At 63.9% G+C, this 15,874-nt stretch carries 13 protein-coding genes; 9 read left to right on the top strand and 4 right to left on the bottom strand.

The features are described from left to right. Nucleotides 1-216: 216 nt before the first annotated feature. From ACFCU0_RS02515 to casB, 7 genes are all read left to right on the top strand, one after another. On the top strand, nt 217-1,221 hold the full coding sequence (locus ACFCU0_RS02515) for a metal ABC transporter solute-binding protein, Zn/Mn family (protein ID WP_434972085.1): 1,005 nt from the start codon (nt 217-219) through the stop codon (nt 1,219-1,221). A 39-nt stretch (nt 1,222-1,260) separates the two neighbouring features. Further along, the gene (locus ACFCU0_RS02520; RefSeq protein ID WP_434972086.1) at nt 1,261-1,995 is read left to right on the top strand and encodes a metal ABC transporter ATP-binding protein; all 735 of its coding nucleotides are present in this window, start codon (nt 1,261-1,263) and stop codon (nt 1,993-1,995) included. 103 nt (nt 1,996-2,098) lie between these two features. Beyond that, nucleotides 2,099-2,956, top strand: a complete 858-nt coding sequence (locus ACFCU0_RS02525; protein ID WP_434972087.1) for a metal ABC transporter permease — start codon at nt 2,099-2,101, stop codon at nt 2,954-2,956. Nucleotides 2,957-3,001: 45 nt separating this feature from the next. Beyond that, nucleotides 3,002-4,219 carry a metal ABC transporter permease gene (locus ACFCU0_RS02530; protein WP_434972088.1) on the top strand — a complete coding sequence of 406 codons (1,218 nt, stop codon included), beginning with the start codon at nt 3,002-3,004 and terminating at the stop codon, nt 4,217-4,219. 444 nt (nt 4,220-4,663) lie between these two features. Then, nucleotides 4,664-5,629: a rhomboid family intramembrane serine protease gene (locus tag ACFCU0_RS02535; RefSeq protein ID WP_434972089.1), complete on the top strand. Its 966-nt coding sequence runs from the start codon at nt 4,664-4,666 to the stop codon at nt 5,627-5,629. A 138-nt stretch (nt 5,630-5,767) separates the two neighbouring features. Next, nucleotides 5,768-6,937 (top strand): flavodoxin-dependent (E)-4-hydroxy-3-methylbut-2-enyl-diphosphate synthase, encoded by a 1,170-nt coding sequence (gene ispG / locus ACFCU0_RS02540; protein ID WP_434972090.1) that lies wholly within the window; start codon nt 5,768-5,770, stop codon nt 6,935-6,937. Between the two features lie 484 nt (nt 6,938-7,421). After that, the gene (gene casB / locus ACFCU0_RS02545; RefSeq protein ID WP_434972091.1) at nt 7,422-8,015 is read left to right on the top strand and encodes a type I-E CRISPR-associated protein Cse2/CasB; all 594 of its coding nucleotides are present in this window, start codon (nt 7,422-7,424) and stop codon (nt 8,013-8,015) included. A 55-nt stretch (nt 8,016-8,070) separates the two neighbouring features. Here the strand turns inward: casB and nadC are convergent, their stop codons facing one another. The 3 genes from nadC to ACFCU0_RS02560 all read right to left on the bottom strand — a co-directional run bounded on the left by nadC (nt 8,071) and on the right by ACFCU0_RS02560 (nt 10,520). Beyond that, nucleotides 8,071-8,967 carry a carboxylating nicotinate-nucleotide diphosphorylase gene (gene nadC, locus ACFCU0_RS02550; protein ID WP_434972092.1) on the bottom strand — a complete coding sequence of 299 codons (897 nt, stop codon included), beginning with the start codon at nt 8,965-8,967 and terminating at the stop codon, nt 8,071-8,073. Nucleotides 8,968-9,050: 83 nt separating this feature from the next. Then, the gene (locus ACFCU0_RS02555) at nt 9,051-9,470 is read right to left on the bottom strand and encodes an acyl-CoA thioesterase (protein ID WP_434972093.1); all 420 of its coding nucleotides are present in this window, start codon (nt 9,468-9,470) and stop codon (nt 9,051-9,053) included. Nucleotides 9,471-9,521: 51 nt separating this feature from the next. Continuing rightward, entirely contained in the window at nt 9,522-10,520 is a 999-nt protein-coding gene (locus tag ACFCU0_RS02560; protein WP_434972094.1) for an acetyl-CoA carboxylase carboxyltransferase subunit alpha, read from the bottom strand. A gap of 374 nt (nt 10,521-10,894) precedes the next feature. On the opposite strand from ACFCU0_RS02560, the gene ACFCU0_RS02565 reads away from it, so the two are divergent. Beyond that, nucleotides 10,895-12,382, top strand: a complete 1,488-nt coding sequence (locus tag ACFCU0_RS02565; protein ID WP_434972095.1) for an MATE family efflux transporter — start codon at nt 10,895-10,897, stop codon at nt 12,380-12,382. Between the two features lie 69 nt (nt 12,383-12,451). Further along, entirely contained in the window at nt 12,452-13,138 is a 687-nt protein-coding gene (locus ACFCU0_RS02570; RefSeq protein ID WP_434972096.1) for a sulfotransferase family 2 domain-containing protein, read from the top strand. 72 nt (nt 13,139-13,210) lie between these two features. Here the strand turns inward: ACFCU0_RS02570 and ACFCU0_RS02575 are convergent, their stop codons facing one another. Further along, nucleotides 13,211-15,739 (bottom strand): patatin-like phospholipase family protein, encoded by a 2,529-nt coding sequence (locus ACFCU0_RS02575; protein WP_434972097.1) that lies wholly within the window; start codon nt 15,737-15,739, stop codon nt 13,211-13,213. Nucleotides 15,740-15,874 lie beyond the last annotated feature (135 nt).

Here is a 15,874-nt window from a genome sequence, read left to right on the forward strand (position 1 = left end):
CGCCCGTGTCCCTGAATATTTCCCGATTCGTGGACGCTTTGCAATCCCATCATGTTGGACCCGATACCCGGGGATGCAGGCGTCGTGCTACCGTGTTCCGGCACTACACGGACGGCCCGTTCGCATTTCGGTTGGGGAAACACTTTTTTTAGGCAGGCCTAAAATAGGACGTTCTGCCTCCCGGCATCCTTCCCTCGACGCTCGAACACCGTTTCCATGCCTTCCTTTTCGCCTCGTACAGACCGTTGCCGATTGGTCGTTGCGACGTTGCTCGCCGTGCTCGTCGCATGCATCTTTGTGCTTGCGGGATGCGCTACGGAGGCGGGCACCGATGCCGATGGTCGTGTCCGCGTGGTGGCGACGACCAGCATCCTGGCCGATCTTGCTGAAAATGTGGGCGGAAACGCCGTTCGTGTGGACGGATTGATGGGACCGGGCGTCGACCCGCACCTCTACAAAGCCAGCGAAGGCGATGTGACGGCGATGGCGTCGGCCGATCTCATTGTTTATAATGGCCTGGATCTGGAGGGGAAAATGACAAGCGTGTTTGCGGAAATGAAGCGCCGCGGTCAGCCGACGACGGCCCTGGCCGCCGATGCGTTTCCCGACTCGATGCTGTTGTCGTCGCCGGATTACGCCGGAAACTTCGACCCACATGTCTGGATGGACGCTGAGCTGTGGACCCGTGCCGCCGAGCACCTGGCGGATCAACTCGCACGGATCGACACCGCCCGAGCCGACGCTTACCGGAAGCGAGCAGCCACGTATGCCGACTCGCTCCGTCGACTCGATGAGGCCCTCCACGCCATGGTGCAGCGCGTGCCCCAGGATAAACGCGTGCTGATCACCTCGCACGATGCGTTCCGGTATTTCGGTCGCGCCTATGGGTTCGACGTGCGTGGCCTCCAGGGCATCAGTACCGCCACGGAGGCGGGCACAGCCGATGTTCAGAATCTTGCATCCTTCGTTGCGGAGCGCCGCATTCCTGCGATCTTTGTCGAGTCCAGCGTTCCGAGACGGGGGATTGAAGCCGTGCGCGAGGCCGTACGGGCGAAGGGCTTCGGTGTCGCGATCGGTGGCACGCTGTACGGCGATGCGCTCGGCAGCCCGGGAACCCCGGCTGGAACGTACACCGGCATGCTACGAAGCAACATGTCGACGGTAACCACCGGTCTCGCAGCCGCTCCTGTCGCGAACGCTGACGCTACCGCCCGCCCGTAGACGCTCTCGATCGTTCACGTTACGCCACCGATCTGCCGGATGACCGCTCAGCCTGCGCTTACCGTCCGCGATCTCACTGTCGCCTACCGCGAGCAGCCGGTTCTGTGGGACATCGACCTGACCGTGCCTGAAGGGACGTTGATGGCGGTGGTCGGCCCCAACGGAGCCGGTAAGACGACCCTCATCAAAGCCGCGCTCGGACTGATCGACGCAGCCGCCGGGGAGGTGCGCATGTTCGGACAGGCCTACGACGACGTCCGCGATCGGGTGGGGTACGTGCCGCAGCGGGGGTCGGTCGACTGGGACTTTCCGACGAGTGCGCTCGACGTGGTGATGATGGGGCTGTACGGCCGCCTCGGCTGGTTTCGTCGGCCCGGCGAGCGAGAACGGAAACAGGCCCGTCGGGCTCTGGATCGCGTGGGCATGCTCGACTACGCGGACCGACAGATCAGTCAGCTCTCCGGGGGACAGCAACAGCGCGTGTTTCTCGCACGGGCCCTCGTCCAGGAAGCCGACCTCTACTTTATGGATGAACCGCTGCAGGGCGTGGACGCTGTCACCGAACGCACAGTCATCGACCTGCTACGCGAACTGCAGCAGGATGGCACCACCATGCTCGTCGTCCACCACGACCTTCAGACGATCGAGGAGTACTTTGACGCCGTCATGCTCCTGAACGTCCGATGCGTCGCGGCCGGACGGCTCGAGGAAGTCTTCACCCAGGATAACATCCAGCGCACCTATCGCGGCACACCGGCACCACAGGAGGATTGAGATGGGAAAGGAGGAGATGGGGAGAGGGGATGGGGTGTGTGGTTTGAGGAGGGGGAGTGCACGTCGAACGCTGAACCTTGAACGCTGAACGTTGAACCTAACCATGCTCGATTACACGCTTCGGACGGTGGCGCTGGGGGCAGCGACGCTGGGGGCCGTGAGCGGGGCGCTTGGCGTCTACGCGCTCCTTCGGGGGCAGAGCCTCATCGGCGACGCCATGTCGCACGCCGCCCTGCCCGGGATTGCCGTGGCCTATCTCGTCACGCAGTCGAAGCTTCCCCTCGTGCTGATGGCCGGCGCAGCAGCGACCGGGTGGTTGGCGACACTCGCCGTCATGACCGTCGTTCGGCGATCCCGCGTCAAATACGACAGCGCGCTCGCGATCGTGCTGTCGGTGTTCTTCGGCGTGGGCCTGATGTTGTTGACGTACATCCAGGGCCTCCCGGATGCCGGGCAGGCCGGGCTCGACACCTTCCTGTTCGGTCAGGCCGCCGCGCTCATCACCTCGGACGTCATCACGATGGCCGGGCTCGGAGCCGTCGCGCTTAGCGGCGTTGCCCTGTTCTGGAAAGAGTTCAAATTGCTCGCCTTCGACGAGGCCTTCGGGCAGAGTCTCGGCTTTCCAATGCGCGCGGTCGACGTTGGCCTCACGACGCTCACGGTCATAGCGATCGTGATCGGGTTGCAGGCCGTTGGCGTCGTCCTGATGAGTGCCATGATCGTGGCACCGGCGGCCGCTGCCCGTCAGTGGACGGCCCGGCTCGGGGTGATGATGCTGCTGTCGACCGGCTTCGGCGCAGCGGCCGGCGTCGCCGGTGCGCTTATCAGCAGCTCCGCCGCCAACCTTCCGACGGGCCCGACGATCGTCCTCTGTGCGACCGTTATTGTGGCTGTCTCCATGCTGTTCGCCCCGCATCGCGGCCTCGTCTTTCGGTGGGTGCGCCAGAGGCGGCGCATGTAGTACTGCCTCGCCCATCGCCGCCTTCGAACCCGCTTTACCCCCTGCATGACCGCTGCACAGTTCGACATACAACTGGTTGCCGTCATCACCGCCGCCGCGTGCGCGCTGCCGGGCTCGTTTCTCATCCTGCGAAAGATGGGGATGATGACCGACGCGATCAGTCACGCCATCCTCCCCGGAATCGTCATCGGATTCTTTCTGACGGAGGACCTCGGCTCGCCGCTGTTGATTGTCGCTGCGGCTGCAACCGGAGTCCTCACCGTTTTCCTCGTGGAGATCGTACGGGATACCCGTCTGGTCAAAGAGGACGCCGCCATCGGCCTCGTTTTCCCGGCCCTCTTCAGCATCGGAGTGGTCCTCATCAGCCGCTATGCCGGCGGGGTTCACCTCGACGAGGACGTCGTGTTGCTCGGCGAACTCGCATTCGCACCGTTCGATCGGCTCACGATCGGCGGCGTGGACCTCGGTCCCCGGGGCGTGTACGTCTCCGGGAGCGTCCTTGCACTGGGTGCGGCATTCATCGGAGCCTTCTACAAGGAGCTGAAATGCGCGACCTTCGACCCGGCGCTCGCGACGGCGCTGGGGCTGCTGCCGGGGGGGCTGCACTACGGACTCATGAGCGTCGTATCGATGACGGCGGTCGCGGCGTTCGACGTGGTCGGCTCGATTCTCGTCATCGCACTTTTTGTGGGACCACCGGCCGCTGCGTATCTGCTGACGGATCGATTGCCCGTCATGATCGGGGGCAGTATGGGCATCGGGGCCGTGTGCGCGATCGCCGGGTACTGGGTGGCGCACGCGCTCGATGTGTCGATCGCCGGTTCGATGGCCGGATGCGTCGGCCTCGCGTTCGCGCTATCGTTCCTTTTGGCCCCGGAGCGCGGGGTGGTCGCCCGGTGGCGCCGGCGTCGGCGTCAGCAGTGGGAATTCGCCGCTCAAATGCTGCTCGTCCACCTCTTTCACCACGAGGGCACGGTCGACGAAGCGGTTGAGAATCGGTCGAAGCACCTGCAGGAGCACTTTGGCTGGACGGCGCGCGCCGCGGGGCAGACCGTCGACGCCGCCCGGACGCGGGACTGGATTTCGTTACAGAACGACCGGCTGCACTTGACCCGTTCCGGCCGGAGAGAGGCAAGGCGCGTTCTTCGGCGTGGGACCGGCGGTGCCCGGGCCGAGGCGCCCGTGGGAAGCATGGCCCACGCGTCGCTGCGGCCCCCGTCCGATGGCGCGCCGCCCGATGAGATACAACACACGACATCGTGACGCTCTCCCGGAGCGAGCGGGGAATCACCGCCCGTAGCCGAGGTGTACGGTCGATACCATGTCAAGGACATCCACCCGAAATGTATGGGCTACGAAGCTCACGGTCGTCTCCGCAACGGCTCACGTCCCCGTGATGTGGCGTTGATTCGGGTCGCCAGGTGCCGCAGGCGCTTGGCCACCTGCGTTTCGGTCTGTGTCCGGATCGCTTTTCCGTGATCGAACCACTGACCGTCAACGGCCCGGCGCGGTAACCGATCGGTGCGCTCGCCCGTCGTTTTAGCGACGGGCACGGCCTTCGATTATGCCTCTTCGGCCCGTGCTTTCGAACAAACCTTCTACCGTCTTCGGGGTATTATTCATTTGCGACCGGGAGCGCTCGATCCTCCATTTTCGCGCTTCCGCGCATATTTTCCCTGGACGGCCGACATATAAGCCCCTACCGTCGTGAATCAGCTTCAGTCCTGGTACTATCGGCAGCCTCCGGCGCTGCGCGTGATTCTCGCGATCAACGTGACCGTTTACGTGCTCGCGCAGTTTCTCCGCGTTCTCTGGCCGGGTGGGTTGGCGTTCATGCTGGATCATTTTGCGCTCCACGCCACGTTTCCTGATATTCTGCTCCAACCGTGGCAGCTGGTCACGTATAACTTTATGCATACCAGCGGCGGATTTGGGGGTCTGCTGCACATCGCGTTCAACATGCTGTGGCTGTTCTGGATTGGCCGGGAGTACGAGGAGATGCACGGCTCCGAACGGACATGGACGCTCTACATTCTGGCCGGAGTCGGCGGAGGCCTCGTCTCGCTGCTGTTGATGCCGCTTGGAGTTTTTGGAAATCCGAACGTCCCGATCGTGGGCGCCTCGGCCTCCGTGCTCGGCGTGCTGATGGCCGTCGCGATTCTCTACCCGTACAAGCAGATTGCCCTTCTCTTCATCGGCGTCGTCCGCTTGATCTGGGTGGTCATCGGCTTTCTCGTGATCGACATCCTCATCAACCTCGGAAGCAACAGCGTGGCGCTGACGGCCCACTGGGGGGGGGCTATCAGCGGATATCTCTTCGCGAAAGCTGAGCGCGGAGGGGTCGACCTTACCGGCTGGACGCGTATCTTCCGGAAGGGTTCTGGTAAACGGTCAGGTCGTCGGGGCCGTCGCAAGGACGAGTCGCTCGGGCTTCTCGGACGGCTGGAGGTGTGGCTCGGCGGCAATCCCAACCCGGAGGCCGACACCGGATCCCCGTCCTCCCCGTCTGCCTCGTCGAGCAGCGCCGCGCGACCTTCCGGGGGCTCCACCAGCACGCGAACGTCCACCCGGGAAGAGGAGATTGACCGTATCCTGGAGAAGATCAGCGAGAAGGGGTACGACGCGCTCACGGATGAAGAGAAGCGCACCCTGTACGAAGCTTCACAGGATTGATGACCGGCTCTCCGTCGACGCCGCGTTCCTTTACCAAATCGCTAAACCCTTTTGGGAGCCTTTCTGTAAAGGAGCCGTATTGCAGACGATAACCACCTGTAGCCTCCCCTTCGCCCGTATCGACCGACTGGTTGTCCTATGGAACGTCCCCGTCGCGAGTCCCGCCCCGTCCAGGTTGGCGACGTACAGATCGGCGGCAACGCGCCGATCTCTGTGCAAAGCATGACCGTATCGAAAACGCACGAGGTGGAGACCTGCCTGGAAGAGGTGCACCGGCTTGCGGATGCCGGTGCCGACGTCGTTCGCGTCGCCGTTCCTCGCCCGGAAGATGCCGACGCCCTCCCCGACATCGTCCAGGGCAGCCGTGTCCCAATCGTTGCGGACATTCACTTCAACCATCAGTACGCCCTTAAGGCGATTGACGCCGGGGTAGCCAAGGTGCGAATCAACCCGGGGAATATCGGAAAGCCCGAGTGGGAGCGCGAGGTGCTGCTCGCTGCCAAAGAGAAAGGCATTCCGATCCGCATCGGCGTGAACTCGGGGTCGCTCGAAAAGGATCTGATGGACAAGTACGGCTATCCGAAGCCGGAGGCGCTTTTTGAAAGCGCGATGCGTCACGTCGAAATCTGCCAGAAGAACGACTTTGAAGACATCGTCATTTCGGTGAAGCACAGCGATGTCTTCTATATGATTCAAGCGTACCGCATGGTCGCGGAGCGGACGACGTACCCGCTCCATCTGGGCGTCACGGAAAGCGGATCGCTTGCCACGGGCACCGTCAAGAGCTCCGTCGGTATCGGCACCCTGCTTGCCGACGGGATTGGCGATACAATCCGCGTTAGCCTCGCGACGGACCCCGTCGAAGAGGTGAAAGTTGGCCACCGCATCCTCAAGTCCCTTGGTATCGGTCGCCCCGGCGTCAACATCATCGCGTGCCCGACATGCGGCCGGCTCGTCGGCGATCTCTTCACGATCGTCGAAGAGGTGGAAGAAGCCGTGGCGGCCCAGAATTTCGATAAGGACCTGAACGTGGCGCTGATGGGTTGTGCGGTGAACGGACCCGGCGAAGCGTCGGGGGCGGACCTTGGCGTTTCTCTCGGGCGCGGGCGAGCCCACCTGTTCAAGCGGGGCGAAGTGGTCGGGACGGTCGATGAAGACGAGATCGTGGATGCCGTCCTGAAAGCCATCGAAGAGTGGGATGAAGACGACGAGGCGGCCGGGGACGGCGTTTCCGACGAGCTCCCGGAATCGGCTGGAGATGGAGAAGCCGGGACGAACGTGAAAAAGCCTGACCTGCCGACGTCCTGAGCTACCGCCTCGCCGCTCTGGCCCCGGCAAACGACGTACGCGAACATGACGGCTGCCTTCCTTCCGGGGAAGGCAGCCGTTCTTTTTTTGCCCATAAGCGGGTGCTCTATCAACCGGATCGACGTGTTTGCTGACGCAAATGTAACGTTCGAGAAGTAGCCGCGCTGCGCTGTCGTGTTCTCCGCTTCGGTGTCGTCTACGATACCGAAGGCCCCCCACGCCCGAGGTCATCCCCGCGCCCTCGTCGCTGTACCAGGTACAGCACCCCCGCGTTGTCCCGCTACCGGATATGATTCGGAACGGATGTGACTGGAAGGAGACGATCGGGCCTGCCCCTGTGCAACGTGTGCGCGGCACGACATCCCCCTCTCGTGCCGGTCAACGGACCGGTACCGCCGTCCACGCCGGGTCGTTTTCGATCCCGGTGATCGGCGATCGTGCGGTGCTGACATTGCTTTCCTCGAACGGTTCATCCCTGCCCCCCATGAGCCTGCGCTCCTCAACTATTTCCGCTGCTCCCGACACCACACGCTCCGATTATGCCTCAGATACGGCGGCCGAGCGGCACGAGTCCATGGGGGCGGCGATCGCCACGTGTGCATCCATGCTTCGGTCCGCAGACGATCGGCTAACGTCCGAAGAGATAGAAGCCCTTCGCGGCTTGTCTCTGGATGCACCGGACGCGCGATTGCTCCATCGCGTCCTCGGCCCGCTCGGACTGGCCGACAGCCCGGGGTGGATCGGGCAGCGCCAGTGGAATCGGAACTGGGCAGCCCTCCTGAAAGGGATGGCGATGTGCGCCGGTCTGCACGATCCGACGGTCCCGCTGGGCGAAGCACTCGCCCGGACCGACTGGCCCGAAGATCGCTTCACGCAAATGATGGAGGCGCGAAACGGGCAGCTGCCGACGTTTATCGAGTGGGCGTCGCGCCACCTTGCCGGGGAGAATCAGGCGGTCAACTGGGACGACGTCCGCCGTCTTCTCTTCAAATCCGGAGACCACGCCAAGCAGTTGCGTCTCCGGGTCGCCAACGACTACTTCCGGACGGTTTACGCCATCCGCAGGCGGTCGATCTGAATCAACCGGACGGTCGCGGCTGCGTGGTCAAGAATACGGACGGGGCGAGCTCGTGCTACTGCACCGTCATCTGCATGGAGATATCCAGCGCCGTTACCGAATGCGTCAGGGCGCCGGAGGAAATGGCGTCAACGCCGGTGGAGGCGATGGCCGCCACGGTGTCGAGCGTGACGTTGCCGGACGCTTCCGTCCGGCAGTGATCGTCGACCAGTGAAACGGCCTCCTGCAGCATGGAAACGTCCACAGAACCGTCCGATCGGGCCGCGGCCATGTTGTCCAGCAGGATGATATCGGCACCGCCGTGATCGATCACCGCGCGGACCTCGTCCAGGGTCCCCGTTTCGATTTCGATGTAGAGGTCGTCGCGGCCGTTCTGCGTGCAGTAGTCCCGGGCCGAATCGAGCGCCGGGCGCACGCCACCGGCAGCGGCGATGTGGTTGTCCTTGATCAAAATCAGGTCGTATAGCCCGACACGGTGATTCGTACCGCCGCCGAGGCGGACCGCCCACTTGTCGAGTCGCCGCAGGCCAGGGGCGGTCTTTCGCGTGTCCAGAATGTCGGGCGAATGCGGCGCCGCGGCGTTCACCATGTGACGCGTCGCGGTGGCGATACCGCTCATTCGCTGCAGGATGTTCAGGGCGAGGCGTTCGGCCACGAGGAGTCCCCGCGCCGAACCTTGCACCGATCCGATCTCCACCCCGGGTTCGACAACGGTGCCGTCAGCAACGGACCACAGGCATCGAGTGCCGGCATTCACGTGGGTAAAGACGCGTTCGGCCACGGCCAGCCCGGCGACGACGCCGGGAGCTTTGGCGCGAATGGTCGCTCGGCCTTCCCGGTCCGGGGCGACGGTCGCCTCCGTCGTTACGTCCCCCGGTCCCACGTCTTCGACCAGAGACCGGCGGATCACGTCATCGAGGGCGTCGGAGGTAAGATAGGGAGGGAGTTGCATCAGGACAGATGGGAAGGGGAGAGGTCGTTGGGCCGTGCGGGCCGATGGTCGTATCCGTCCGGCAGCCCGTCGATGCGCATGCGTCAGGACGACGCAGAGAGGTGCGGGAGAAAGGCCTCGCGGACCGGCTCCGGAATGCGGACGGGGCGGCGGCGCTCTGCGCTCATGAAGCAAAGATCGGTATGGCCCGTGGCCAGGAGCGTATCGGTGTCTGCGCGCCGAACGACGTAGTCGATGGGCACCCGTACCTGGGGCATTTCCGGGAACTGTGCCTCCACGATGACGACGTCGTCGTACTCGGCCGATTGCTTATAATCGACCGTTGCGGAGACGACGGGCATGATGATGCCATTACGTTCCAGGTCGCGGTACCGAACGCCGAGGTCCCGGAGGGCTTCGGTGCGTGCCGCCTCGAAATAATCGAGGTAGTGGGTGTGGTAGACGACCCCCATCGGATCGCACTCGCGATACCGAACGCGGTGTTCGTACTGATAGGTGTACATGCAGCGTCGAAAATGACCGTGGAGAGGCCGGAGAAGCCGTTTCAAGGCGGCTTATGCCGGCGTTGCTTCCGTCGAGTAGGCCCCGATGCCGTCCAGTTTCTCGATCCGCTGATCCAGGAGCGTTTCCGTGTCTAATTCCGTCAGCGAATCTAGCGCGGAGGCGATGGCGCGGCCCGTGTGGTCAAACGTCTGATCCGGGTAGCGATGGGCGCCGCCGACCGGCTCGTCTACGATCTCATCCACGATGCCCACGTCGAGCAGGTCGGTCGCGGTGAGTTTCAGCGCGCGGGCAGCGTCCTCCTTATAATCCCATGAGCGCCACAGAATCTGTGAGCAGCTTTCAGGGGCGATCACCGAGTACCAGGCGTTCTCGAGCATCAGAATGCGGTCGCCCACGCCGATTCCCAGCGCACCGCCGGAGGCCCCTTCGCCGATAATGACGACGACGATCGGGACGGGCAGTCGGGACATTTCCATCAGGTTGCGGGCGATGGCTTCTGCCTGGCCGCGCTCCTCGGCCTCCAGGCCGGGATATGCTCCGGGTGTGTCGAGGAGCGTGATCACCGGCTTGTTGAACTTCGCCGCCATCTCCATGAGGCGGGCAGCCTTCCGGTAGCCTTCCGGGTTGGGCATGCCAAACCGCCGAAACTTGCGTTCCTTCGTATCGCGGCCCTTCTGGTGCCCGAGAATGACGACCGATCGGTCGCTCCCGCCGAAGCGACTCCCCTTGAATTCTGCGAGGCCCCCGACAATGGCGCGGTCGTCGGCGTATTTTCTGTCGCCGTGCAGTTCAACGAAGCCCTCCGTCAGCGCTTCGATGTGATCGAGCGTGTACGGGCGCTGCGGGTGACGCGCAATCTGCACCCGCTGCCAGCGCGTCAGGTTACGGTAGATCGACGTCCGCAGTCGTTCCACACGCTCCTCGAGCGCGCTGATCTCGTTCGAAAGGTCCTCGGCATTGTCCTTGTTCAGCTCGCGCATCTCGGCGAGCTTTTGCTCGAGCTCGTAGAGCGGTTTTTCAAAGTCGAGCAGGTAGGTGTCTTCGGCCATGACCGGTCAGGAAGGTGAGGAAAACGCAAGTGCGGGCCGTTTCGACCCGCTGTCCACGCAACGGTAGCCCCAAGATGAGTGTTCAGAGGCGGAAAGGCAACGGATCTGCCCACGGGAAGGTCATCGGCGACCTTGATTCGGTGATTCTTTGCCACAACCGTACGATCGAGTGCGAGTACGCGAACGGGGCGGGGAGACGCCCCATGACGGGTCAGGTCGCGTGATATTCTTGCAGGGCGGTGAACGTCGCATTTACGAGAACGTACACGGAGGCGCTCTATCGGCCCGGTTCGCCAACGACCCGAGTCCGTGGCTCTTCTGCCCGCCGATAGTGGTTCTCCCGGTTTACCCGTTTTCGACAAGCCCTCCTCCACGTGTCTGATCGTCCCGACGCTTTTTCACCCGCGGAAACGGGGGCATCGCCCGGCGTTTCTGGCGATCAGGACGGGGCGTCGTCCGGGCAGGATCGGACCGGTGCGGCTCCGACGTGCGGAAAACGCACCGAGCAGGACTCGGCCTGGAGCCGCTTCTGGGGCGAAATCCCTCCGACACTCCGCCTCGCGGGACCCGTCGTCGCCGCTCAGCTCGGGCAGATGTCGATGGGCTTCGTGGATACGGTGATGGTCGGGCGCCTCGGCCCGGACGCCCTCGCCGGCGTCGCGCTGGGCAACACGCTCTTCTTCTTCCTGCTCATCCTGTGTACCGGGATGGTGCAGGCGGTCAGCCCGATGGTCTCGCAGGCGGTCGGGGCAGGGAAGCCAGACACGATCGAACGCAGCGTCCGGCAGGGGCTCTGGCTCGGCATCATGCTGAGCGTGCCCGTAATGACGCTACTCTGGTTCATCGAGCCCATTTTGCATCTGCTCGGCCAGACGGATGTCGCAGTAGACGGCGCCTCGGCGTACCTGCGGGCGATCATGTGGGCCTTTCTGCCGGCCTGCTGGTTCACGGCGCTACGCAGTTTCGTAGAAGGATTGGCTCGCCCGCTTCCGGTAACGCTGATCACCATCTTCGCTGCGTGCCTGAACGCCGGTGCCAACTACGTCCTTATGTTCGGTTCCCTGGGGCTGCCCGCTCTGGGGCTGGTCGGTACCGGGCTGGCTAGCACTATCGTCTTCTGGACGATGTTCGCGCTTCTCGGTCTCCTCGTCGTCCTCCGCAGACCGTTTCGCGAGTACACGATCTTCGGGAAGTTGCGCATTCCCGACCCGGAGACGCTCCGCGAACTGGTGGATATCGGCTGGCCGATGGGCGTGGCCCGGGGCATCGAAGCCGGCCTGTTCATGATCACGGCCCTCATGGTAGGGGCGATCGGGGCAACGTCCCTGGCCGCGCATCAGGTTGCCATCCAGTGCGCTGCCTTCACGTTCATGGTGCCGATGGGCGTTGGGATTGCCGGACAGGTCCGGGTCGGTCACGCCGCCGGCCGGAAAGACCGGGCCGCCACCCGGAGGGCCGGGTACGCCTCCATCAGCATCGCGACGACCTTCATGGTGATCACAATGGTCGTCTTCTTGATGGTGCCGGAATGGATTGTGTCGCTGTATCTGGACATGGATGCCCCGAAAAACGCTGCCGTCATCCCCCTCGCCGTCCAGTTGATCGGTATCGCGGCCATCTTCCAGGTGGTCGACGGACTCCAGATTGCGGCCGCCGAGGCGCTGCGCGGATTGAAGGACACCAGGGGGCCGATGGTGATCGGCTTTTTCTCCTACTGGGGCATCGGCCTGTCCCTCGGGTACCTGTTCGGCGTCCACCTCGGGTTCGGTGCGCCGGGCCTCTGGTGGGGACTGGTGGCCGGCCTCACCGCCGCGTCCATCTGGCTCACGATCCGGTTTCACCGGCAGACGGCACCGCTGTAAACCGGAGACACACCCGTTGTCCTCCTCTCTTCTCCTGAATCCACTTCTCACGAACCCGCTGATCGCGGCATGATCATCAGTCACAAGCACCGGTTCATCTACGTCAAGACGCGAAAGACGGCCAGTACGAGTATCGAGATCGCGCTGTCGAAGTACTGTGGGCCGGAGGACATCATCACGCCCATTGACGAGAGCGGAGAGGCCAGGCGTAGAGAGCGAGGCTATCGTGGCCCTCAGAATTACAATGTACCGATGAAATACTACGATCGATTCGACTGGGCCGCGTTGTTGCTGCGAGGCCGGCGCAAGCAATTCTACAATCATCGGACGGCGGGCTTCATCCGCGACCACCTCGAGCCGGGGATCTGGCAGGACTACTACACCTTCTCGTTCGAGCGCAATCCGTTCGATAAAGCCGTCAGCTTTTACTACTACAAGACCCGCCCGCCGCGACCGGACTTCAACAGCTGGATTCACGAGTGCCGGGAGAGTCGTCTGACGAACTGGCCGCTGTACACGATCAACGGCCACGTACAGCTCGACTTCCTCGGGAGGTACGAATCGCTGGACGAGGGCCTGGCGCGCGTGAGGGATGAAGTCGGGCTGCCCGGGGATATCGAGCTTCCGAAGGCGAAGGCCGGCTTCCGGCCGGACCGGTCGCCGTACACGGACCTCATGGATGAGGCGGCCCGGGAGCGTATCGAGCTCGTCTGCGCCCGCGAGATTCGCCTGATGGGATACGCGTTCGCCGATTGATGCCGCGGGCAGGATGCCCGTAAGACACCCTGCCTGTCGTGTCTGGCCCGCCGCCCGTTCTGCGGCTGGCGTCTACCGGATGAACTTACCAATCCAGTACAGCAGGCCGTTCACATCGGAAATGCCCACCGACGTCTGGTGCTCGTCGTACCGGTTGTTCGACGGATGGCGAAACAGGGATGGAAGCAGGATGCCGAACCGGATCTTGCCGCCCAGAACGTACAGGCCGGCATTCAGGCCGGTATAGCGTGAGCCGTTTCCGGTGCCGGTTGTTGCGATGCCCTGCGTCACGCCGACCTCGATGCTGCTCAGAATCAGGCGGCGTGCTCCGGTAAAGATGGGCTGTTGCAAGCCGATCCCGGCGAGAAAAAGTCCCGGCTGACCCTCGTACTTGTTGTAGCCGAGAAGCAGCGGGACGCGCGGCATGCGTCGCGGCCCCGGGTAGAACCGCGGGCGGTAGGACATGCCCCAGCCTTTTCGCGCAACGGGAAAGATAACTTCGTTAGGCGCCACCGTCCGCCAGAGCAGCCGTCGGGAAATCAGGGGGGCGTCTACGCCGCGTCGTCGGGCCCGTTCGACCGGCATCGACGAGCTGTCCCATGACAGGCCGGTTCGCTGTTCGATGGCGATGTTGCGCTGCAGAAAGTAGGCGAACGTAATCGCTTTTCGCGCACCGCGTTCATATCCGGCCCGTTCGATGGCCTGTTCATTTTCCAGAAGAATCTCGAGCGCAGACTCCAGGATGCGAGTCAGCGCCTGGCCGGGCTGTCCGCGGAGTTGCTGGAGTAGGCCGCCGTTTGCAATCGCGTCGCAGCGAAAGGCGTCGGCCGTGACCCGAGACGGACGACGTGCGCCGGGAGAGGCCGCCCGTTCCGCCAGGCAGGCTTCGCGTTCCAGTGCCAGGAACGTAGCCGGCTCGATGAACGCGTCGAGCGTTGCAAAGAGGTACCGGAGGCCCGCTACGGAGGACCGGTTGGCGGGACCGACGTCGCTCTCCCACTGGCTCACAGCGCAGGAGATGGTGATGGAGATGTTCTCGTGGACCGCGTAGGGCGAGCAGTTTCGTCCGTCTCCGAACTCGTCTGCGTGTAGCGAACGCAGAAACGCCTCGTCGGCATCGTCCATTGTGGGCGCAAGGGCCTCGATCAAAGCGAGGACGCGTCGGCCGATCTGGTCGGTGTCCGAGCGGTCGGGGACGGACTGTGCGGCCACGAAATGTAGTGCATCGTACAGACCGACGAAGAAGTCGTGCTGTCGAAACAGGTAGCTCAGGAAGGCCCCGAAGCTCTGAAGGCTTTCTCCGGTGAAGGCGTGGTAGCGCGACGACTGCTGGATGCGGCCGCGCTCATCTTCGGTAAGGTCGCGCGCGAGCAGCTCCATCTCGTACTCGCGTGCGGTCGTCACGGCTTTGTTAATAAACGAGCGGTACGACGCCACGCTGATCCGGTCGCGGGTGTCCCGAACCATCGGGGCGGCGGGTGCCCTGCGGGTTTCTTTGCGCCGGTGGTTCTGGTTGACGAGAAGCGAGGATACGGGAAGCGTTTCGGTGGCACCGTCCTCGGCGGCGGGTCGGCGGACCTGCATCCGGAGTTCGGTCTCTGTTTCAGGCGGCATGCCGATCGGCCGCGGATTGTACAGCGCGTCGGAGAGGCCGAGCGGGTTGTTGTCGAAGACGCCGCCGTCGATGAAATAGCCGGTTTCCCGGGACGCGCCGGGCGACGGGAAAAAGGAAATCCGGACCGGCGCGAAGGCGATAGGAAAGGCGCTGGACCCGAGGGCCACCTGCACCATCGCCTCGACGCCCAGCGAGTCGTCCGGGGTGGGAGACAGGTCGGGGAGGAGAAGTTCTCCGTACTGCTGGGGGTCCCGTCCTGTGAAGTCGAACGGACGAAAGTGCATGCTGGTGCCGGCGGCACCGGGCCCCGTTTCGAGCCGCGCAATGCTCGCGTATCGGATCGTGCGGACGGGGTCAAGGTCCGGCGCCAGGGGAACGCGGCCGAGCGCGTCGATCCTCGTGAGCGTAAGACCCACCGGCACCTCGCAGTCGGGGCGCCCCGGGTGGCGCATGGCCTGCTTCAGGCGGGGGGTGACCTCGGTGTGGAAGAACTCCCGGGAGAAGACGAGTTCCGGAATCTCGGGATCTGCCGGGCGGGTCTCCGGGAATAGCTGCTCGACGCCGACCGGGATCCAGATGCGCCAGAACAGGCTTTCCCGGGGCGTCTGCTCAAGAAACGAGGCGTCGCACCACGAGACCGCCGCCAGAAGAGCGTTGATGTTGCCGGCTGATGCGCCGGTGGCGGAGACGAGGTGGTAGTCCGGGACGTCGAATGCAGACGTCAGCGGCTGGCGCTCACGGGAGAGGCGCATCACATGCGTGAGGCCGTAGCTGAAGCCGCCCTGGTACGACCCTTTGCTTACGCCGCCGCTCACCGTCAGCGCCAGGCCCTGCTCAGCATCGCCGGCACCGCGGACGGTGCGGAGGCCTATTTCCTGCGCGGCGACGGGACATGTGCCCACCCAGAGCAGGCTGACAAGAACCCACGCGATCCACGCGCGCGGGAAGAGTGAGACGCGGACACGATCCAGTGGGAGATACGGCATGACGCTCCGGGCGCCAGGACAGGCAACGAGAGGTCGGCCGGTGTTGCACGCCGGCCGTGCGGGCGTCCTGGCGGGGGCAGGTGATCGACCGCTTTACCGTAACTACCGAAGGACAGACGGGGAAGAGCAAAGCCG

It is taken from the genome of Longibacter sp. (genome assembly GCF_051155795.1).
In the GTDB taxonomy this organism is placed as follows: domain Bacteria; phylum Bacteroidota; class Rhodothermia; order Rhodothermales; family Salinibacteraceae; genus Longibacter.